Consider the following 22,165-nt stretch of genomic DNA (forward strand, 5'->3'; position numbering starts at 1 on the left):
ACTTTCGGGGTTATTCAGCAGCGGTTGCGTTTGTGGGTTCTGGTTGCCAGTCAGCGGCGGGCATCGTTGAAGGTGCGGCTTCAGCTTCTGCATTGATGATCAGGGCCTGCAAGTGTTCAGCAAGAACAGACACATTGGGCACCAGCACCATGCTGTCATGGTCACCGGGAACCTCGATCACTTGTGTCTTAGGGGCCCAAGCCGTCCAATCGTTGTCGTCAAAGACATATTCACGCGCCGCACTGACCCAATTCCCGTTTGAAACCTGCCAGTGGCGGTCCAATGGCGGACGGAACAGGGCCAGAGGTCCCTGCCATGGTTGCAGGTCATAGGTGTCGAGAGATTCGCGGAATGCCGCTTCGATCTTATGGTTGTTAAATTCGGCAGCCGAGTGGGTGTCTTCGGGTTTTGCGCGGCGTTTCTCAAACTCCCACCGCACCCTGTTCGTGGCCCATTCCGCCAGATAGGACAGCCCTTTACGACGTATTTCATGGCTTTTGATCATTGCTTTGTCGCGCCGGTTCAGACTGGGACGTACGGGAAGCGGTGTGTCTAGCAAGGCCATAAGGGCAACCTCTTCTCCGCTAACCAGAAGCTGTTGTCCCATTTCATAGGCCGTGATGCCGCCGCCAGAATAGCCACCCAGAAGATAGGGGCCATCTGGCTGCACCTGACGGATTTCGTCCAGATAATCGCGTGCGGCGTCTTTCATACGGGTGTGTGGGGTCTCATCTCCGATCAAGCCGCGGGCCTGCAAGCCATAGACCGGTCGATCCCGGCCCACCATCTGGGCCAGATGGCGCAGGTTCAGCACGTTGCCGAACATGCCGGCAACCAAGAAGAACGGTCTGCGCCCGGTGCCGTCGCCCGGATGCAGGGTGACGAGATGCTTGAACTGAGCTGGCTGTTCGGCGGTATCAGCGGAGGTCTGTGCGGCGTCAGCAGTGATGCCGCCACCGGTGCGCTGAATGACCAGATCCGCCAGTTTTGCGACACTTGGGGCTTCAAATAGCACTGAAATCGGGAATTCGACGTCAAACTGCCGTTTGATCTGGGCGAACAGACGCACAGCAATCAGCGAGTGCCCGCCAAGGTCAAAGAAACTGTCCTCGATCCCGACCTGCGACACCCCCAGCAGGGTCGAGAAGCTGCGCTCCAGCGCTTCCTCAACTGGATTGCGTGGGGCGATATAGTCGGTATCCAGATCTGGCCGTTCAAAACTCTGTGCTTCGCCGTCCGCTTGGGTGGCGGACTTTCCGGCTTGCTGGATCAAAGCGGGCAGGTCCAAGGAAGAAACCAGTACCTGCGAAAGACCCGTTGCCAATGCACGGTTCAGGGCCGCCGCGCCATCACTGGCTTGAATGCCATTGGCGATGTTCAGTTGAAGTCTTTGCTCGTCGGGTGAGAGCGGCTGCGCGTTGCTGGTGGCAGCCAAACCCAGTTTGGCGGCGCTGGTGTCAGCTTCTTCAGCGGCTGAAAAGTCCAGTGCGCCATCCAGGCGTTTCATCTGGAAGCCTTCGATTTCAACCAGCACTTTGCCACGGGCATCACTGAGCGTGACATCAAACAGTGCAAAACCGTCGGACTGGTTGGGCGCCAAACGCATATGGCTGCGAATTTCGGTGCTTAGCGGTGCAAATACCCGGATAGTCCGGTAAGAAACCGGTACCCATAGGGTTTTACCGCCGTAGCTGGGGACCAGATCAATAGCCCATCCGGTGGCAAGGTCCAGCAGACCGGGGTGCAGCAGAGTGTCGTCATTTTGTGCAATGTCTGGAAGACGCAGATGGGCCAGGCCTTCTCTGTCACCCAGTGCTGTTTGTTCCAGGACATGCCAACGTGGGCCAAATTTCAGGTGCTGTTCCTGGGGCGAACGTAGCCTCTCTTTGCCGCCCGGTGTCACCTGCGGGCAGCGGGTTGCAATTGCGGTCAGGTCCAACGTGGCAGGCTGCGCCGCTTCGGGGGTTAGCACCACTGTGGCCTGCGCGTTTAGGGCATAGCCTTGCTGGGCCTCGGCGTGGACGGCAAAACCATAGCCATCCTGATTGGCTTCAAGTCGCACCAAAACTTCACGCGGAGTGTGGTCCTTGACCCGGAGGGCGCGCAGAAAATACAGGTCGCGGATTTCATAGGGTTCATTTACGCCCTGCGCAGCAAGTGCTTCGGCGGCCAGTTCGATGTAGCCGGTGCCGGGAACCAGTGCTGTCCCGTCAAGGGTGCGGTGATCATCCAATAGCCAATCATCACGGCCTGTGAATTTTGTGGCATAAATACGGTTGCCAAAGGCATCAAACCCCTGAGCTTGCAGGAGTGGCTGGTCACAAGGGGTCCGTTCTGAGGGACCATCGCCGCCCATACGCTGGGCCATGGCTTCGGCGGCCATGCCGGTGTCGCTCCAGACCCCCCAATCCACCGCAACAACACGGGTTTTGCCACCCTTTCGATGTTTGGCCCATGCATTCAGGTATTCATTGGCCGCGACATAATCGATCTGTCCGGCAGGCCGGGTGGCGGTTGATGATGACGAAAACAGCACCATCAGATCCAGGGTGCCATCGGGGAACAGCCCGTCTAACACGCGCAATCCGCTGATTTTAGGGGCAAACACCTCGGCGATTTGTTGTTCGGTCTTGGCCAGAATAGGCCCGTCGTTGATCTGACCTGCGCCGTGGATGACCCCGTTTAATTTGCCAAACTCGGCTTCGGCTGCCTCCACCGCAGCGCGCATCTGACCGCTGTTGCAGACGTCAGCTGCCAGCGGCAGGATCTGCCCGCTGCCAATGTCTTCAAGCGCCAAAAGAGCGCGAATTCGGATCGCGGTGCGATTGGCAGGGCTGTGGCTGTGCAGGTAGTGATCCCATGACTCGCGTGGAGGCAGCCCATCGCGTGAGATCAGCGTTACCTTTGCGTTCTGACTGCGCATTAAATCGGCGGCAATTGTCAGGCCAATACCGCCATATCCGCCGGTGATCAGGTAGTGGCCACCCTGTTTGAATACTTCTGTGTCCATGGTGGGCAAGGGCGCAGGGCGCCAGTTCTGCTCAAACCGTTTGTCACCGCGCCAAAGGGCGGTCAGGTTGGCAGGCTCACTCAGCAATTCTTCTAGCAGGCGAGAGGTGATGTCTGTGGGTTCAGCAGTGCTGAGCAGATTGCGCCAGCCTTTGTGGTGGACAGGCAATTCAATATCTACAGTGGCGCAGGTCAGGCCGGGCAATTCACGCGGGATGACCCCGGCCGGTCCGGCAATTAACGCTTTTTCCGGGTAGGGGAGCGGCTCGTCCCGCAGCTGTGCTGCTCCGGTGGTGAATATGCTTAGGTGCAGCGGTGCAGGCAGGTCCATATTGCCTAACTCTTGCGCCAGTGCGGTCAATGAGTAGAATCCAACTTCCAAAGTGTGATCAAAGAACGACGATCCGGGACGGAAGGTTTCGGCTGCCGTGACCAGCCAGAAATGACCAATCCGGGTTGGCAAAAGATCGGTGATTTCAAGGTCCGCCAGCAAGGCCTGATACCCCAGACGACCCTGTTCGGGGGGGAGCACATAAGACGTGTCAGTCAGCTTTGCATAGCTGTCCCCAGGGCGCACTTGCACCACCTGATGTCCAGCTGCGGTTAATCTGTCGGCTGCTGCAGCTGCCACGCCGGTTTCATCTTCAAAGAACAGCCAGGTTTGCGGCGCGCTGGCCAATTCGCTGTCTACATCCAGATCACAATCCGCCAAACGGGGGCGCCAAGCAGGGCGATATCCCCAATCTACCATGTCGTCGTGGCGAGCGGGCAGGGGCTGTTCTTCGGATGTAATCTGCTTTCCCGGCTCAATGAAGTAGCGAGTGCGCTGATAGGCATAGGTCGGCAGTGGCAGGCGGTTTCGCTTGGCCTCGCCCCAGATCTGATCCCAGTCGGCGCTGACACCACAGGCCCAGAGGCGGCCAATAACGCCAAAGAAATAGGAATCGTCAGCGATGTCCTGATCCGGATGGCGCAGACTGCTGAGCACCTGTGTGGGCTGAACATCCGGCGCCATTTGTGCCAGAGAACTGAGCGCCTTGCCGGGGCCAACCTCGAGGAATACACGGTTGGGCGTTGCGGCAAGGGTGTTGATGCAATCGGCAAAATGCACGGTGTTGCGCAGCTGCCCGGCCCAGTATTCAGGGTCGGTGGCCTGTGCGTCCGTCAGGGCTATGCCAGTGCGGTTCGACATCAGTGGAATCTGCGGCGCATTGAGCGTCAGTGCGTTCAGAAAACTGCGATATTGGTCCAGAATTCCGTCCAGCATTCGGCTGTGGGCAGCGATATCAATCTGGATCCGTTGGTGATCCACATCGCGGGCCTTCAGGTCATCTGACAGGTCATCGAGAGCGGCTTGCGGACCTGAGACAGCGGTCAGGTTCGGGGCGTTGACTGATGCAATGTCCAGATCCGGACCGATCAGGGCTTGAACCTGATCCAGTGGCAGCGAGATGCTCAGCATTCCACCTGCTGGGACAGTATCGAACAATTGCCCACGCAGCAGAACCAGATCGATGCAATCTTCAAAACCGATCACACCCGCCAGGCAGGCCGCTGTGTTTTCGCCCATCGAGTGGCCAACCATGGCGGTGGGCTTTACGCCCCAGCTGATCCACAACTGAGCCAGCGCATACTCCACAATCATGATCAGAGGTAATTGCACAGAAGGTTTTTGCAGGCGCTTGTTTGCAGTGTCTTCTTCGCCAACTTCCGGTAACCAAAGTGCCCTGATGTCATAATCAAGCTGTTTTTGCAGGTGATCTAGCCCACGGTCCATCCAGTCAGCAAACTCGGGCTCGGTCTCGTATAGGTCCCGCGCCATGCCAGCGTATTGTGCGCCACCGCCGGGGAACATGAACACGGTTTCGGGGGCATCGCCCAGATGATCATGGCTGAATACCCGGCGCGGGTCACCGCCGTCTAGCAATTGGGCTGCTTCAGCGCAGGTTTCTGCCACCAGAATCCGACGTTTGGAAAACCCGCGCCGACCTTCCTTGAGCGTCCAGGCAACATCAGCCAGATCCAGATCCGGATTATCCCGTAGATGTGCGGCCAGTGCTGAACTGTTGGCGTCCAACGCGGCCTTGGATTGGCCGGACAGGCACAGAATGTGAAACGGGAAGTCGCTCTCTTCAGAGGCCGCTCGTTTTGGGGCCTCTTCCAGCACCATATGTGCATTGGTGCCGCCAACCCCCAAGGCATTCACCGCCGCTCGGCGGGGGCCTTTGTGTGAGGTCCAGTTGTGCAGCCTATCGTTGACGCGAAATGGGCTGTCGTCAAAGTCAATTGCAGGGTTTGGTGCTTCATACCCAAGTGAGGCAGGGATTTGCTGGTGATGCAGGGCCAATGTGGTTTTCACCAGTCCGGCCACACCCGCTGCAGTGTCCAGATGGCCGATGTTGGTCTTCACCGATCCTATGCGGCAATATCCGGTCTCATCAGTGCTGTCGCGGTAGGCTTCGGTCAGGGCGGAAACCTCAATCGGGTCGCCCAGATAGGTGCCGGTGCCGTGGCACTCGACGTAATCCACGGTGTCAGCGGAAACATCAGCGGCCTGCAACGCCATACGTACTGCCGCGGATTGCCCATCAACGGAAGGCGCCAGATAACCCGCCTTGGCCGCGCCATCATTGTTGACGGCTGACCCCTTGATCACGGCCCAGATATGATCGCCATCGGCTATCGCATCTTCCAAACGACGCAACGCCACCACGCCAGCGCCAGATCCAAACACTGTGCCCTGAGCCCGGTGATCAAACGCATGGCAATGGCCGTCCGGCGACAGGATCTCATTTTCCTTGAACAAATAGCCACGTCCCTGTGGCAGTTCGATGGTTGATCCTCCGGCCAGAGCCATGTCACATTCGCCTTCGCGCAGCGCCTTGCAGGCGTAATGCACTGCCACCAAAGAGGTGGAGCAGGCGGTCTGCATGCTGATCGAGGGGCCTTTCAGATCAAACACATGGCTGACGCGGGTGGACATAAAATCCTTGTCGTTGCCGGTATGGCGCAGCAGGAACATGCCCACATCGTCAACCAGATGCGGGTTAGAGCAGATGTTGAAATAGAAATAGCTGCCCATTCCGCAGCCTGCATAAACACCAATTTTCCCTTCTAAACTTTCAGGAGGGTGGCCGGCATCTTCCATAGCGGACCAGGCAACTTCTAGAAACTTGCGATGCTGCGGGTCCAGAATGGCCGCCTCTTTGGGACTGAAACCAAAGAAATCGGCGTCAAATTTGTCATAGTCCTGCAACAGGGCTGCAGAGGGAACGTAATTAGGATCTGATAGAGTTTGGGGACTAACCCCGGCCTCTAGCAGGGCCTGTTCTTCCAGGCGGGAAATTGATTCAACGCCATTCTTTAGGTTTGTCCAAAACTCAGCCGCTGACTGGGCACCGGGCACACAGACGGATTGGCCAACAATGGCAATATCTCCGGTTGCCGGGGCACCAGAGGAAATGGGAGTATTATGTGTCTTCATAGTCAGACCAAGTGACCCTTTGCAAAGGTACCCGCGCGCCTGCCATAATCATAAGCCTCACCAATGACCTGGCCAGCCCAAAGGGCAAATTAAGTAACAATGCCGGTCCCCCAGTCTGAACTCTTCAGTCTGCTGATTGCGGTACCCACTACCACCGCATACCCCCAACATAGATCGAGTAAAGTTCGGAAAGTTATGCGGCTGCGGTATGAACATTATGTGTTCAATTGGGCCGCAATAGTGGAAAGATTGGGGCACCACCTCACATTATACTGCGCTGACCTGATGTTGACGCTTCAGTCATCACCTGTGTGCCGCCAAACAGAGCCGGTTTTGAGCGATCAAAATCCTGATATTGCAACCGTTCAGCATAGCCAAGGACAGCGCCGGCGCAGATCCAGGTGAACGGGATCAAGGTGGCGTTCAACAGCATGTCCAACATTGTGAGCGCAAGAATCAGCGCAATTGGAGCCACAAAAGGGGAGATGTCCCGCACATGTCTGCGTCGAACCTGTACCGCCAAGAGAACCAATGGCGCAGCCAGTAGTCCCATTTCAGCGATGTAGCCGACCCGGCCAAAGGCGCCAAAGGTGATAATCCAGCGACCATCTGGAACGGACAGGATCTGCCCTGTTTCAATGTGGCGGACCAGATTGCGCCCCCAGCCACCCCAGCCAAACCAGGGTTTTTCAGCGGCGCGTTCCAGCAGTATCCGTTCGTTCTCAAAACGATAGTTAAGCGATTGTGCTCGCTCAGCACTGATCGATTCCGCCTGCGCCAGAATAAGATCAATGGGCACGAGACCAAGGTTGCGCAGCATTGGATAAATCACTGCAACCAGGGCCAGTACAAGAGCAAACCGGAGCTGCCAACGCAACGGAGCCAGCGCAATAATCGGAGTGAAAGCCAACCCATAGGCCAGTGAGGCCAGGCTTTTGCATAGCACCAGAACCCAGAACAAATAGCCTACTGCCAGTGCCATCCGGACACGGTCGCCGCCCTGCGCTGCACGCGCCAGAGCTGTCGCTGCCAATACCGATGACATGAGGAAAAATGCCAGCCAGAGCCCATGTGGTAAGAACACAATGGGCCGGAAGCCCCCTTGTCGCATCATCTGTTCGAAACTGTGCTGGAAAAACCCGTAAACCCAGACGTTCATTTGCGGGCTTAGCCGGACTTCTATCAAGGAAGGAATAGAATAGAACAATCCACCCAGCATCAACGCCAGCAACAGCTCTCGCAGCCCGGTTTCAGTCGAAAGATAACGTCGGGCCATGAAAAACGGTAGCAACACGATAAGCTGGTTAATCATGACAGATCCAAAATCGCGCCAGCGTAACCCCGGCAAGGCATCTGTAACAAAGACGATGGGATCTGAATTCTCGATCACCCGAAACAGGATCGGATCACCGTTGGTGAAAACGGTGGGCATGACACTCATCACAAACACGGCCACCAAAAGCCGGGCCACTGGATGGCGTGGCCAGAGCGGGACGGGTTTTTTAAAGCCGAAGACACAAACCAAAAAAGCGGCCACCGATGGGATCGTAAACTTGTCCATATCCGGTATCAGCGGTAAATCAAATTCGGCAAGAGGGGGGAGGATCAGGTAGCCCGCCAGAATGCTCCACAATATAGCCCGCTCGATAGGGAGGCGACGAAAAAGCCATAATGTGACCAACGGCCATGTCATCAACATAAAATAGGCTAAGTTGTTGGGCATAGTTTCGAGTAACCTGCTGGCTTTGGTGGGGTTCCAAGGCGGTTTATAGCTGCAGATTACGATCAAGTCCCGCCTTTCAGTCAGTCTTTATTCAGACATGGAAGGTAAACAACGATTGTCGGTACAAATTTGGGTGTGCTCTGGTGCCTGGCGCGGGTGCAGAGTATGTCCTAACTACTGGTTATCACGGAGAGATACGCGTGCAGTTCGAGTTCCACGGTCAGACAATTGCGGTGAATGTCCCAAATCGCGCTGCGCTTGATGCTGAAATTGAGCAGCGTTTTGCGCAGGGGAACGGGTTTGCGTTGGCAACCGTGAATTTGGATCATCTGGTCAAGATGGGCGCGTCCAGGGGTTTTCTGGAGGCTTATCGTGCTCAGGATCTGGTGGTGGCGGATGGTCGACCAATTGTCTGGTTGTCACAGTTGGCCCGTCATCCGGTTGATCTGTTACCTGGGTCCGACATGGTTTTCCCCCTGTGTGATCTCGCCGCGAAAGCTGGGGTGCCAGTGGCTTTGGTGGGGAGTACCCAGCTGGCGTTGGATGATGCGGCGCGTATTTTGCAGCGCGAAGTGGCCGGTCTGGACATCAGTATATGTCATGCCCCTTCGGGCGTGTTCGATCCGGCGGGAGAAGAGGCGACTCAGATCCTAAAACAGTTGAATGACAGCGGTGTACGGCTGTGTTTTCTGGCGCTGGGCGCGCCAAAACAGGAAATGCTGGCTGCTCGTGGGCGTCAACTGGCACCGGCTGTTGGCTTTGCTTCAATTGGGGCCGGGCTGGATTTTCTGGGCGGCTATCAACGTCGTGCGCCCCTGTGGATGCGCCGATTGGCGTTGGAGTGGCTTTGGCGAGCGGTTAGTAGCCCGCTGCGGATGCTACCGCGCTATGCCCGCTGCTTTGCCGTTCTGCCGCAACAGATGGTGCGGGCGTGGCAACAGCGGTAGGTTTGATTTCTTCTAGTTTGGCAGGAAAACCGGCATTTTAGAAAAGGCCGTGATGCAGATCTTTGCGGTGAAGGCCCAACGGGCACTATGGGCCCTTGTCTGACATTTGGTTGGGAAGCAACTGATGATCAGAGTGGCCACTTCGTCTCTCAATGTGATTGTTATTTAAAACCGTCAGAGAGAGCAGGTGACTGCCTTGCTCTGCGAGACAGCGAGCCCTGGTATTGCTACGCAGTGCAAGCGTCCTAGCTGGCGCAGTCAGACATATTCCAGTTGCAGCTACATGCGCTGACGATTGGGGCTACGGGGTTTTCTGCCTTCAGCCGGTTTTCATTGACAGTGCGCCAAAATCGGTTCCAAATTGACCAAAACTAGCGACTATTTTGGCAGGATAGGTTTTGTAATCCAATACTCAGGCCTACTTTGATCATGGATTGGAGAACGAAAATTGACCGTTGCACCAACCCGCAGCACACTTGAGCCATCCGTTTTTATTCAAAAATTTGGTATGGCCATGGCAGAACAAATTGACCCTGACCGCGATCAGTATGACCTGCATGCCAAGGTGTTGGGGAAAACACATTGCACCCTGTCAATGGCCCTGACCGTGAACAGTCAAACCGTATTTCTCAAACACTTCTCCAAGACGACTGCAGAGAGCGAGACAGCATATACCACGGAACGCAATGCACTCAAATTGCTGGGACGTGCTGGGTTGGCCCCTAAACTGACTGCATTTTCTGATGACGATCAAATCCTGATCCGCCAGTATGTCGAAGGCGAACCATTGCGCGATGTCGTGACTGCTGAAACCGTGGTTTGTCATAGTCGGGCTGTTGGCGCGTGGCTAAAGAAATGTGCCCAACGGGCGCCTTCGAAACCCGGCTCTGGCAACTGGTTTGAATATCTGACGGATTATCCCGACCTTCGCAAATCGCAGGCGATCAGCGCCAGCCAACAATTTCTTGAAACGTTCGAAATCAATAATTTTGTACTTTCGCAAAACACCGCATTGCTGCGTGATTTTGTTATGTCGGCGCAGGGCCCGATGAGTGTTAAATTCGCGCGAACCCGGATAAAACCGGCAGGGTGGGACCTGCTCTTGGCAGCACGCGCGCTGGTGCAGCTTTTCCCTGAACAAACAGATGCTATTACACGCGCCTTGTCTGACGGATATAGCAGCGGAACAAAGGCCACATCGGATCGCTATCTAACCTTGATACGGTTGTTTGTGCTGGGCATGGTCTTCGAAACGGGACGTAAGGTTGCACCGCCGCCGTCACACCTCGCGCTCGAAGCGTTCAACCGTCGGCGCAAGGTGAAATGTGATGCCGTCGCAACCTCCCCATTCCTGGCCGCAAAGTTCCGCCCTCAGAAAAAGCATGTTATTGAGGCGTTTGAACGGCATGTTCTTAATCTTGCACGGCAAGTAAAGCGCAGTGCGAACCTGGACAAGCTGGAACCTAAGCCTGCGCCTGCATCTAACAGTCAACCCCCTCTTGAACTCGGCGCGCTATGTCGGGCATGTCAGGGCAATTGCTGCCAGATGGGAGTTGGTAAAAATGCGTTCATAGATAGAGACGCGGTTTACCATGTGATGAAGGCCAACCCCGATAAGGACGTGCAACAAGTTGCCCAAACCTATCTTGATTTTGTCCCTAAATCATATGTAAAGGACTCCTGTTTCTTTCATGCTAAAAAGGGTTGCAACCTGCCGCGTGAGATGCGTTCAGACACCTGCAATCGCTATACCTGCGGATCAGCGCAACGTTTGTTGAAAACTATCGGTGCCCGCCCCCCCGAAAGCATTCTTTGTATCGCGGGCACGGGGAGTAACTTCAGAAAAGCCACGCGGACCCGGGATGGCAAAATTCAAAACGTACCATTGGGGCGTTTGAAAATTGGGCAGGCTGCGTTTCGAAAAAGTAGCGACCGAACTGGAGGCGACAGGTGATATATGCCTGAAATTATTAACATTACGATCGATGATTCAATCCCTGACAAGAAGGGAAAGCAAGAGATCAAGATCAAGAATTATGCCACCACGCCTCTGGAAGACTCGCAGTTTGTCCATTTTTTTGATGGCGATGACTGGGACATCGACGAGATCGTAATCAAGGACTTTCATAAAAATAAGAAGGAGAAAGGTGAGGAGCCGGACGAGTTCCACTTTGATCTTTCAGGGTTTGATGATGACTTTACCGTGGATATCAGCGGTGAGTTCGATTTTGACTGTTTCATTATTCAAAATGCCACCAGTTTCGAAGAAGATGGGGGTGTCTACACGATTGAGTACATTGGCTCTGATGGGGAAAGCCATACGGTTGAGATTGATCCTGGGGATGCCTGTATGGTTATCAACCCACCCTGTTTGACGCCTGCAACATTGGTGTCGACGCCAAATGGCATGAAAAGGGCTCAGGACTTAAAGGTGGGGGATCTGGTTGAGACCCTTGATAGTGGTCCCCAACCGATATGCTGGATCCAGAAACGTCGTCTTGTGTTTTCGGTAGGCGAGGTGAACTTCAAACCAATCCTCATAAAGAAGGGCGCGTTGGGTCCACGTAAGCCATTGAATGATCTGTACCTGTCACCGCAGCACAGGGTGCTATTGGATGGTCCAGTGGTCAGGCGTAAATGCGGTGCAAGCGAGGTTCTTGTTCCGGCCAAAGCCTTGACAGATTGGAAAGGAATCCGAAACACACCTGGAAAGGCCAGTGTGGAATACGTGACGGTGATGTTTAAAACGCATCAGATTATTTTCGCTGAAGGTGTGGAAGTGGAGAGCTACCTGCCCAGACCTTATGCTGTACAGTTCTTAACAAAAAAGGCGACTGCCGAACTTGAGGAGATGTTCCCCGAGGTGCTCACTGAAAAGGCCGCTGAGGTTTATCCAGCTGTGCGCCCTGTGCTGACAACCCAGCAAGCCTTATTGCTCGCGAAAGCACAGGATCACATGGCACTCTCCAACTCCGAGTAGACATGTGATCAACTTCTGCCAAGCGTCCACGTGCAAAGTGTTGCGATTTTGGAAATCCTACATTGTTCCTTCGTCGCAGCGGCCGCTAACCACTTGAGCTATGCTCGCGAGCTTGGGAACCAACGCAGCCATTGCTACGATTTGTATTCAATCAATCCCCGTTTCCGGCCCAGAATGCGATGCCAGTGGTAGTCTAGGGCACCCAGCGCCTCGGGAGTTTTTCCCAACAGGCTGAATATCGCAGTTTCCCACCCCATTCTGCGTGACAGGCGCAACAATTGCGCTGGATAAATCAGCAGAGCCACCAAGGCCCAGCTGGTCACTAGGCTGGACAGTGCAATTGCGAAAGGCAGCGCCATCCCCCAGAGCAAGGCGCGTCTGGTTTCCGCGACCCAGTGGCGTTCCGGTGGCGCGCCGTGGAGTGTTGCGCCTTCTGCAAAGGCATATCCGGCGCGCCGGGTACGGGTCCACCATTGTGCAAAGCGTAGCATTTGCGCATCGTGCAGGGTCATCTCAGCGTCCAGCCGCCAAATCTGCCAACCCGCCATTCGCAACCGCAGGCACAGTTCGGGTTCCTCACCAGCAATCAGATCTTCGCGGTAGCCACCGGCCTGTCGCAGCGGTGCCAGATACATCAGGGCATCACCACCACAGGCTTTGGCCTCACCCGGTGGAGTATCCCACTCCTGATCGCACAAGCGATTGTAAACCGAGGCATCTGGGAACTGTTCGCGACGTCGTCCACAGATCACAGCCACGTTAGGATTGGCCTGCAGAAAGCTAGTGGCACGGCTGAGCCAATCCGGGTCTACTATGCAATCGCCATCAACCAGTTGAACCAATGAGCAATCGTCACCCAGCTTCGCCAAACCGGCGTTGCGCGCTCGTGCGGCGGTAAAGGGTTGCGAGATATCCAACTCTACCACGGTGGCACCCATTTCACGCGCTGCCGCAACTGATCCATCATCCGATCCGCTGTCGACATAAATCAAGTGCCGCACTTGCCCTTTTAGCGAGGCCAGGCAGGCCAGCAGACGTTTGCCTTCGTTGCGGCCGATCACCACGGCGTCAATTTTCGGGGTGCTCATTGGGAGGCCTCTGCAAGGTGGGTTTTGTAAGCGTCTGATGTCATCAAAAATTCCTGTGCTTGCAGCGCAGGGATGCCGGGAAACTCCTGTGCGCTGGACGACCAGAGAGACAAATCTGGCGAGCGTTCCATGTGTTCTGCGCGCAGCCTGTCTTCGCCGTGGTTGATACTGGCCTTGGCGATGCTGGCACGGTCACGCCCCAGAGCGTCATTGGCAAATTTGTAGTGTTTGATCAGCGCTGCAAACCCCGCCACCCGCACCCCGGAGGAGCAATGTGGATGCACGCCGGGTTCAACGCCCTCGCCAACAAACACCAGTGGATGCTTGCTCAGGCAGCAGTTTTCGCCAAAAACCTTACCCCGAATACCATCGAACAAGATTTCAGCATTGGGGTTTTCCAGGGTATTTCCCTGTAAGAAATAAGAAAACCCAGTGTCAGGGCTGGTGTAGTCCAGGGCGCGTACTGTACTGACATCACAGTGGTGAAACTGGGTTAGTACTTGATCGTAGGGCATCTGGGCCACTGTGTTCAGCGGCGCCTTTGGGAACATTTCCAGCATCTGGGCCATCAGTGCAGTCATGCCGCGAGAGTGCAGGTAGTTGGTTAGGCCATCCAGACCGATTTCGGAGCGGCCCTCAAAATCAAAAATCTCGTCCATATCTGCGAAAAGGCACCATCGGTCGCGGCAATACCGCACTGCTGCATAACGGCGCAGATCATTCTCAAACTGTCCCCAGGGCAGATGAGACTGAAGAATAACAGTCCCCGGCTCGGCGCGGATCATGTCCAGTGTCGCGTCGGTCGACCCATTGTCGATAAAGACAAAATGTAAAATGCCCAAGGAGCGGTAATGATCAAAGAAGGCAGGCAGGTAATAGGCACCATCGCGAACCAGCGTCACCAAGGTGACCTCGTTCAACGTGGCCTGAGGCGTGGCCGGGCCATGCAGATGCCGGATCGACGACAGCAGGCGGCGATGATGCACGGCGCGGTTCAACCGGTCGCGCAGGCGTTGCCAGAGGGGCCTTTTGGTGGTCTTCATCGTCTGTGACGCCTTTTGGTGACTGTCGCCGCTGGTAAATTAGGCAATTGGTTGTCAGCTGCAAGCACATGTGTTCAGAGGGTTTGCATTTGAGACCCATATACAGCACCATCCGCAAGGGATGTTAGCGATAAAGGCAAGCTAAGATGAATACAGATGTCACGGTACTGGTTGGCGATGTTGGCGGCAGCAATACTCGGCTGGCCCTGGCCGGTCCGGGGATTGGTGTCACAGCCCTAAAAAGTTTTGACAATGAATGTTTTACCAGTCTGGAAGAAGTGCTCGCGACCTATCGCGCACAACCTGATTTGCCAGACATTCAGGGTGCCTGCATTGCGGTTGCAGGACCTGTGTATGGCAATGAATATCGGCTAACCAACCGAAATTGGCATGGCGATGCCGATGGGCTGGCACGTCAGCTACAATTGCCGGATGGCGCACGCATGGACCTGATCAATGATCTGGCTGCCTTGGGCTATGCGCTTCCGGTGCTGATCCCCGGCCAGTTGGCGTCGCTAAAGGCAGGCCATCAACAGGGTGATCAGGCCCTTGTTGTCGGTATTGGGACGGGCTTCAATGTTGCCTTGGTGGTCGGGACTCAGGCCGCGGGCGCAGAGCTGGGACATGCCAGACTGCCTGCTTCAGTTTACACAAGGTTAGAGGCGGCACTCGGGCGCTCTCCGGATGAATTTGACAGCACCGAGAATTTGTTTTCGGGGCATGGTTTGGTGCGGTTCCATTTGGCGATGAGCGGTGCTGCAATCGCGGGTGGCGCGGAATTGATGGAGCAATATCTGGCAGATCCTAATAGTGCTGCTGCGCGTACCGTCGAAACTTGGGCTGAATTGCTGGGTCTGCTTGCCTGCAATTTGGTCCCAACATATATGCCGGGTCAGGGGTTGTTTTTTGCGGGAAGCGTTGCCCGAGGTGTGCTGAACTCCCCAGCGCAAGCGCAATTTCTGGCAGGGTTCGATCAGATCGAAGGCTTGTTGCAGGCACAATGCCAAAAGACACCTTTGTGGGTGATTACCGACGATGCCGCCGGTGTTAGCGGCTCGGCGCGAGTTGCGCTGGACGCGGTGCGCACCGGCGCCAAAGGCTGAGGCCGACGCCCCTTAGTCCTGTTTTTCCAAGAGCGGAATATGGGTGTGTCATTACACAGTAAGGCACACCCGAGCTTGGGTGGGGTAACCAAAACCAAAAGGTGGCTCAGGTTTTATCCTAGTAATCTTTCTTGAAAAATAAGCCCAGACCAGTGTCACCGTCGCTTTCAACAGTTCCGGAAACGGTAATGTTGCTGGTGACATCAAGGTTGATGTTCAGCTCGCTTTCGCCAGCGGTATTGACGTTGAAATCGGTGTAGATTTTATCGGCGACATAGCCACCAAGCCCCAATCCGCTGAGGCCCAAATCGGCATCATCGGCCCCGGTTTCATCGCGCAATGCGCCCTCTGTCTTGCCACCGCGACCGCTGAGTTCCACCAAAGATCCGGCCATTCGAGCAAGGGCCAGCGGTGATAGGTCTTGGATATTGTCACCAAACAGCAATAGGGCGAGTGCCTCTTCGCTGGGGCGGGCTGGGTCCGAGTAGACCTTGATCACCGGCGCGTCGATCAGTCCCGAGATTTCCATGGTTGCCGAGCCTTCAGAGGTGCTGGCGGTGGATTTGAAGTTGAGATAGGGCACCAGATTGCCCTGTAGTGTCACTTGTCCTTCGTTCAGTTCCAGACGGCGGCCGAGCAGGTTGAAATTGCCCCGAATTAGCCCAATTTGCCCTGACGGTGCCAAATTGGCAGTGCTGCCGCGTACATGAATCTGTCCACCCAGTTCGGCGCGAAGGCCCCGGCCGCGGGCAAATACATGTCCGGGTGCATTGATCATGATATCCAGCCCGATATCCGGGCCGCTACCGGCTTTGGCCAGATCTATCAGTCCAGCTCGGGCGCGGGTGCTGCGCGACGTGGCAGGCTCGTTTACATGGCGGATGGGTGGGATTGGCGCCGAGGTAACCGAGCCCCCAGCGGCCGCCAGGTTGATATTGGTCTCCCCCACATTGATATGCCCTCGCAGATTTCCGTTGCCGGTAAGGGGGCCGGAGAAAGTGAGTGCTCCGTCCAGAACGGTGTCGTACATCAGGTTGTCCGTCAGCACCACACTGCCCAAAGTCACCTGTACATTTCCGTCAAAAGGGGCGGTCAGGGCGACGGGGCCAGAAATCTGTATGTTACCACCAGCACGGGGGCGCGCCGAGACCTGAAGACTGGCGCGGGATTGGTCGATTGAAATTGTTGCAGCGATGGCCTCGATCTGCTGCTTGGCAGCGGGAAGGGCAAGCGTTGTATCCGATGTACGAAGGGTGCCGCTGACGGATGACAGCGCAGGTGGGCCGCGAAGGGTCACGTCAAATTCACCCAGTCCACGGACCGAATTGGGGGAAATAAACAGATTGGCGGCGTCCAGACGCAGATGGCCTTTGGCATTTAGATCGGCACTGGCCTTGGCCTCGTCCCAGCTGCCTTTGACGGTGGTATCAATGCCCGCTGGGCCTTTTACGTTGCTGTCGATCTGCCAGATGCCATCACGGCGACTGGCCTTGCCCTGCGCCGTTAGCTGCCCCGCAAGCTCTGGCAGAAAGCGCTGCAACTCTTCCAGAACCGCATCAAATGCAAGATCTGCGGTTCCATTACGATCGATACTCCCGTTCAGTTCAGCGCGGGAGGTATTGGGACCCTTAAGATGCACCTTGCCAGCAAGGGTGTCGCCATTCCGTGAGAGTTCTGTTTTCAGTTCCAGTGCACCGGAGATTTGCGGCACCAGCGGATTGACGTCATTCAGCCGGGCGGTGAGGGTAAGCGCTCCGGTGGTGCTGTTCAGCTGGCCGTTTGCCTGAGCAGAGACCGCGGGGTTGCTCAGGTCAAAATGGTCAATGCGCAGACCATCAGTCCCTCGGGCCGCGCGAAGTTTCAGGGTGGTGCTGCCTGCAATTAGCGGGTCGACTTGAGGGATCCCGCTGCGTAGCTGATCTGCGCGAACGGACAGATCAAGATCAAACGAGCCTGACAATGGTGCGGCTGATCCTTTAATACCAGCAGTGACAGCCCCACCGATGTCTCGCCCGGCGAGTCCGGAAAACCGCGCGAGATCCGCAGCGCCGGCATGCAGATCCGTGGTGATCTTTAATCCGCTGTCGAGCCCTTCGATTTGTACATCTCCGCTGGCTTGGTAGTCACTGCCACGCAGGGCCATGTCGGTGATCCGCAACGCTCCGTCACCCTGTGCGGACAGATTTCCCGCAAAGCTGACCCGACTGCCAAGCGCCTGTGCCAGCGCCGGGTCAGCAGGTTTCACGCCGCTTAGATCCGCCTGTATATCTCCGCTGATGGCGAGGCCCTGGCTTTGGTCCAATGTGCCGGTTGCGGTCAGCTCGCCCTGTGTCAGGGACAGCATCGGGTGGCTTAACCGATCCAATACAGCCTGGACCTGCCAGTCCGCTTCAGCGGTTTTATGTGCTGTCAGCGCGACCCCGGCCACTGTGGTGGTGCCTCCGGCGAGTGGGAGCAGTACCGCAGCCTGACCTTCCAGAGGTGTGATCGCAGCCTTGATGTTTGCCGTTTCCAACACCCCACCGGGCGCTAGCGCCAAGGCACCTGTCAGTTGCATCGCCTGAGTGCGCAGAACCAGATTGTCCAGTGTTATACCACCGCCCGGGTCATTGTGTCCTTTCAGGTTGGCGCGCAGTCCGGGGCCAAAGAATGATCGGTAAGCCGGTGGCAATAGCGGATCGATATCGCCGCCCAGATCGGCGGAAAAAGCGATCGATTTCGGGGTTTCGGAGTCGCCTGTGGCTTGGGCCGCCAGGACCACTTGGCCGCGCAATCGTTCAGCACCGTTGGAATCCAACTCGAGATTGGCCTTGAAATCACTGACAGGGCCAGTGCCCTGCATCGACAGCCGCACGGTTGGTCGTCCGGGTAAGTTCAGCGCCGCTGCGACGAGCCCATCAGCAGATTCCTGCAGGGTGACATCCAGTGAAATCACGCTGGTTTCATTGACAAAAGACGCATCCAACCGCAACAGATCACCGGGCCTGTCCAGCCGAGCAATCAAAAGGTCACTGTCCAATGTGCCATCGGCCAATTTCAAGGCACCATTTAGCGACAGGCTGGCAGCTGTACCGAGCAGGTCCTTACCAAGAGCAATCTCGCCAACACTGATTTCACCCAGCTCAACGGCGACGGGCAGGTCTGGCAGTTGGAATGGCGTTGCCTCTGGGCTTGGCAGTTCAGGATCCTGAGGTGTGGGGTTTGGAGCCCGAACCAGCTTGATCGCATCAGCGGTGAGTGCATTGACCGAAAAGCGCCCCTGGATCAGTGCCAGCCGGTTCCAGTCCAGCACAGCGTTGTCGATGGTCAGCCAAACGCCTTCATCGTCCGAAATACTGATCTGTTCGATGGTGGCCGAAGAGGACAACGCCCCCTCCAGTCCGATAACGCTGATCTGGCGGTTCTCACCTGACAGGCTGTCTTCCAGAAACTCAACCAGAAACCCACCCGACTCTTCGGTGGTTTGCGCCTGCGTCGCTAGCCCGGCGGCTGAGAGCGTTCCAGCAAGGGTATATGCGATGAACCGGTTCAAAACGCTTGTCCTATTCCGATGTAGAATTGCAGCCCGTCGGTACTGCCCCCGTCCACAGGATAGGCCAGATCCAACCGGATCGGCCCAATGCCTGCCACATCATAGCGCAGACCAATACCGGCGCCAGCGTGGCGTTCGGAGGAGTTAGAGACAAAGCTATCCGCGTCCACCAGGCCCAGATCATAGAAACCAACCAGTGAAATTTTGTCGGTGACCTTGCCGCGCACCTCGGTTGAAAGCGCCAGATACCCTTTGCCGCCTGCGGTTCCCCCAGCCACCGGGACCCCTAGTGACTGGTACTCGTGTCCCCGGACTGATCCGGCCCCGCCTGAGAAAAACAACATGGTGGGTGACACTTCATTTAATGCAGGGCCCACAACTGACCCCAGTTGCAACCGTCCCGCCAGAACAATGTTTTCAGAACTACCCAGACTGTAATAAATACGCCCGTCCAGCTTCAACTGAGCCCCGGATTTGCTGTCATCAAGACCGATAAAGGGCACAACACGCGCATCCATGTAGTAGCCGCTGGTGGCGCTGACCCGGTTGTTTCGGCGATCTTTTTCGACCCGTAGATTGCCCTCGAGAAACTTAAACCGGCGTTTGCCAAACACGTCTTCTGCCAGAATGGACTCAAACCCTATGGAGCCTTCGGCAAACAGTGTGTCGGAAAACACCCGCCGGACACCAATGGCGCCCAATCCGCGGGTGGCCTTATAGTGTTCTTCGTCCAGTCGTTCGACTTCGAGCAGGTAATAGGTGTTGTCGTCAGGCCCCAAGGTGGCCGGGCGGTCCAGCCGCAGTGCTATGCGTCCATCGATATCGGTAGAGCCACCCAAACCGCTAAGCCGCATTTCAAAACGCAGCTTTTCAGCATTGCCAAACAGGTTGCGATGCATCCAGCTGCCAGTCAGCTCCAGCCCGTCACTTGAGCTGAGTTCGGCCCCAAAAGTCAGGCGGCGCTGGGGCAGGTCTTCGAAATTGGCAGCGAAATCCAGTGTGCCATCCGGGTTGGCTTGCGGGGCTTCGGTGAGCGACACGGTCGAAAAGGTGCCAGTTCGGCGCAGGCGGGTGCCAACTTTGGCCAGATCATCCGGGTGATAGACCTCCCCGGTGGGAAAGCCAGCAATGCGGCGGATCGCTTCGGCGTTGACGGCGGTTTGGCCAGTCTGGCGCAATTGGCCAAATCGCAACTTGGGACCGGGCGCCAGATGCAGGGTGGCGTTCAGGCGGGATTGCAGATGGTTGGCGGTAATATCCTGATCCTGCAAGGCTACCTTGGCATGACCAGCGTGGCGCCAGGCTTTTAGCCCGGCATGGCTGGCATCCCGGATGGCGCCTGTGCTGGCGGTCTGCCCCGGCGCAAAGCTTTCAGGGAGTTCAACATCGCTGGGATTGGGCAAGGGGGTGACACGGGCCTCGCCAAAAGTAAACCTTGCCCCCGGTTTTACGGTGATTGCGATCGTGTTGATGGTGCGCGGCGGGTAGAGCGGTTGGATCGAGGCTGCTTCGCGGCCATCCAGCCGGATGTGCACTTCGGGTGAGAAGTAACCGCGGTCATAAAGCACTTGCACCAGAGTGCGATAGTCCGACAGTGCTGTTGCCAGCAATCCTTGCACATCGATATCCGGTGGAACTGACAGCACTGCTGAAGCACTGCGTAATTGTTCGGTCAAGTCTTCATCGGCACCAGGAGCGGCCAAGCTCGTCGTGGCCGCTTGTGCTGGATCTGGCAAGGCAATGCCAAGGCTGCAGAAGCCGATCAAAAACGCGTGCAGAATGTGACGCGGGTAACAAAACAAATACATCGGCGGGCTCCAGGGCTGCCTGCAAAATCCAACCTCTCTGGAAAAAACAGAGACTCGTGGGTTGGACTAGAGGTAGCACACCAGTCATGGTGGTTGAAGCCGGGAAATCGCCCTTTTGACTGCTAGATTTGGGGGATGTCTGCTTCAGCCCGGTGATCCGCCATGAGCGATATTTGTGGGGTGTTCTACTTTAAGTGCATCGGGCAAAACGCCCTACATTTGCGCGGCGCGGAACCAGCGACGGATGGCGGCGCGATCTTCGGGTTCCATGAAGGTCACATTGGCTGGTGGCATTGCATCTGTCACGCCAGCATGCAGAAAAATGGCTTCAGCTTGGCGGGCAACGTCTGCCTCACTTTCCAGCAACACGCCTTTGGGTGCGCGGCGGATACCGTCATAAAACGGCTCGCGCGCGTGACACATTGAGCAGCGGCCCATGATCATCTCATGGACCTCTTCAAAACCTTCGGTTTGCGCCATGACAAGCGCAGTACCGGTCAATTGCGCCTGTTGGTCCTCGTCGCCTTCATTCTCCAGTCCAAAGGTAGACAGGATGATGATGCCTAGGAATAGAAGTGCGGTGACCAGCCAAGTCCAAGTTGGATCGCCAGCGCGGGCGTGACGGGTGTTGAAATAGTGGCGAATTGTGACACCCATCAGGAACACCAGCGCTGCGATCAACCAGTTGTACTGGCTAGCAAAGGCAAGTGGGTAGTGGTTGGATAGCATCAGAAAGATCACTGGCAGGGTGAGGTAGTTGTTATGGGTCGACCGCAACTTTGCGATTTTTCCATATTTTGAGTCCGGCGTCCGCCCGGCTTGAAGATCTGCCACCACAATGCGCTGGTTGGGCATAATGATGAAGAACACGTTTGCCGTCATGATAGTGGCGGTAAAGGCGCCCAGGTGCAGCATCATTGCACGACCTGTAAAGACTTGGTTCAGGGCCCAGCCCATCACAACCAGCAGGACAAACAGCAAGACCATCAACAGGGTCGGTTGCTCCGCCAGACCGGATTTGCAGAGACGGTCGTAGATCAGCCATCCGACAGATAGCGAGGCCGCCGAGATCGCAATGCCCTGCCAGAGTTCCAATTCCGCTTTGGCCTGATCGATCAAATAGAGTTCGCCTCCAGCCCAATACACAATCATCAGCAGCGCCGCGCCGCTGAGCCAAGTCATGTAGCTTTCCCATTTGAACCAGGTCAGATGGTCAGGCATTTCTGCCGGGGCCACCAAATATTTTCGGATGTGGTAAAAGCCGCCACCATGCACCTGCCATTCTTCGCCGTGGGCCCCGACGGGGAGGTCCTCAGCCCTGCGTAGGCCTAGGTCCAAGGCTATGAAGTAAAAGGAAGAACCAATCCATGCGATTGCTGTAATCACATGCAGCCAGCGTACCGCAAAGCCCAACCAATCCCACATCATCACCAATTCGAACATTGGAC

Annotated in this window: 11 protein-coding genes; 4 read left to right on the forward strand and 7 right to left on the reverse strand. The window is 56.2% G+C overall.

The features are described from left to right. Positions 1–10: 10 nt before the first annotated feature. Complete coding sequence (locus GO984_RS09185) at positions 11–6,493, reverse strand: type I polyketide synthase (protein WP_157022243.1); 6,483 nt, start codon at positions 6,491–6,493, stop codon at positions 11–13. Positions 6,494–6,755: 262 nt separating this feature from the next. Continuing rightward, positions 6,756–8,216 (reverse strand): hypothetical protein, encoded by a 1,461-nt coding sequence (locus GO984_RS09190; RefSeq protein ID WP_157022244.1) that lies wholly within the window; start codon positions 8,214–8,216, stop codon positions 6,756–6,758. A gap of 200 nt (positions 8,217–8,416) precedes the next feature. Here GO984_RS09190 and GO984_RS09195 point away from each other — a divergent pair, with 200 nt between their 5' ends. The 3 genes from GO984_RS09195 (at position 8,417) to GO984_RS09205 (ending at position 12,143) form a co-directional block, all read left to right on the forward strand. Continuing rightward, the gene (locus GO984_RS09195) at positions 8,417–9,163 is read left to right on the forward strand and encodes a WecB/TagA/CpsF family glycosyltransferase (RefSeq protein ID WP_342448071.1); all 747 of its coding nucleotides are present in this window, start codon (positions 8,417–8,419) and stop codon (positions 9,161–9,163) included. Positions 9,164–9,611: 448 nt separating this feature from the next. Beyond that, positions 9,612–11,117, forward strand: coding sequence for a BUD32 family EKC/KEOPS complex subunit (locus tag GO984_RS09200; protein WP_157022245.1), 1,506 nt, complete (start codon positions 9,612–9,614; stop codon positions 11,115–11,117). A 3-nt stretch (positions 11,118–11,120) separates the two neighbouring features. Next, positions 11,121–12,143 carry a Hint domain-containing protein gene (locus GO984_RS09205; RefSeq protein WP_157022246.1) on the forward strand — a complete coding sequence of 341 codons (1,023 nt, stop codon included), beginning with the start codon at positions 11,121–11,123 and terminating at the stop codon, positions 12,141–12,143. 134 nt (positions 12,144–12,277) lie between these two features. Here the strand turns inward: GO984_RS09205 and GO984_RS09210 are convergent, their stop codons facing one another. After that, positions 12,278–13,231, reverse strand: a complete 954-nt coding sequence (locus GO984_RS09210) for a glycosyltransferase family 2 protein (RefSeq protein WP_157022247.1) — start codon at positions 13,229–13,231, stop codon at positions 12,278–12,280. Next, positions 13,228–14,274 carry a glycosyltransferase family 2 protein gene (locus GO984_RS09215; RefSeq protein WP_157022248.1) on the reverse strand — a complete coding sequence of 349 codons (1,047 nt, stop codon included), beginning with the start codon at positions 14,272–14,274 and terminating at the stop codon, positions 13,228–13,230. Before GO984_RS09215 ends, GO984_RS09210 begins: the two co-directional genes overlap by 4 nt. A gap of 146 nt (positions 14,275–14,420) precedes the next feature. On the opposite strand from GO984_RS09215, the gene GO984_RS09220 reads away from it, so the two are divergent. Further along, a complete protein-coding gene (locus GO984_RS09220) occupies positions 14,421–15,377 on the forward strand; it encodes a glucokinase (RefSeq protein ID WP_157022249.1) in 957 nt (318 codons plus the stop codon). A 118-nt stretch (positions 15,378–15,495) separates the two neighbouring features. Here the strand turns inward: GO984_RS09220 and GO984_RS09225 are convergent, their stop codons facing one another. From GO984_RS09225 to GO984_RS09235, 3 genes are all read right to left on the reverse strand, one after another. Beyond that, entirely contained in the window at positions 15,496–18,909 is a 3,414-nt protein-coding gene (locus GO984_RS09225) for a translocation/assembly module TamB domain-containing protein (protein ID WP_157022250.1), read from the reverse strand. Beyond that, complete coding sequence (locus GO984_RS09230) at positions 18,906–20,717, reverse strand: autotransporter assembly complex protein TamA (RefSeq protein WP_157022251.1); 1,812 nt, start codon at positions 20,715–20,717, stop codon at positions 18,906–18,908. Before GO984_RS09230 ends, GO984_RS09225 begins: the two co-directional genes overlap by 4 nt. A gap of 213 nt (positions 20,718–20,930) precedes the next feature. After that, entirely contained in the window at positions 20,931–22,160 is a 1,230-nt protein-coding gene (locus GO984_RS09235; protein ID WP_157022252.1) for a urate hydroxylase PuuD, read from the reverse strand. Positions 22,161–22,165: the final 5 nt, after the last annotated feature.

The sequence above is a fragment of the Parasedimentitalea huanghaiensis genome, assembly GCF_009753675.1.
Classification (GTDB): domain Bacteria; phylum Pseudomonadota; class Alphaproteobacteria; order Rhodobacterales; family Rhodobacteraceae; genus Parasedimentitalea; species Parasedimentitalea huanghaiensis.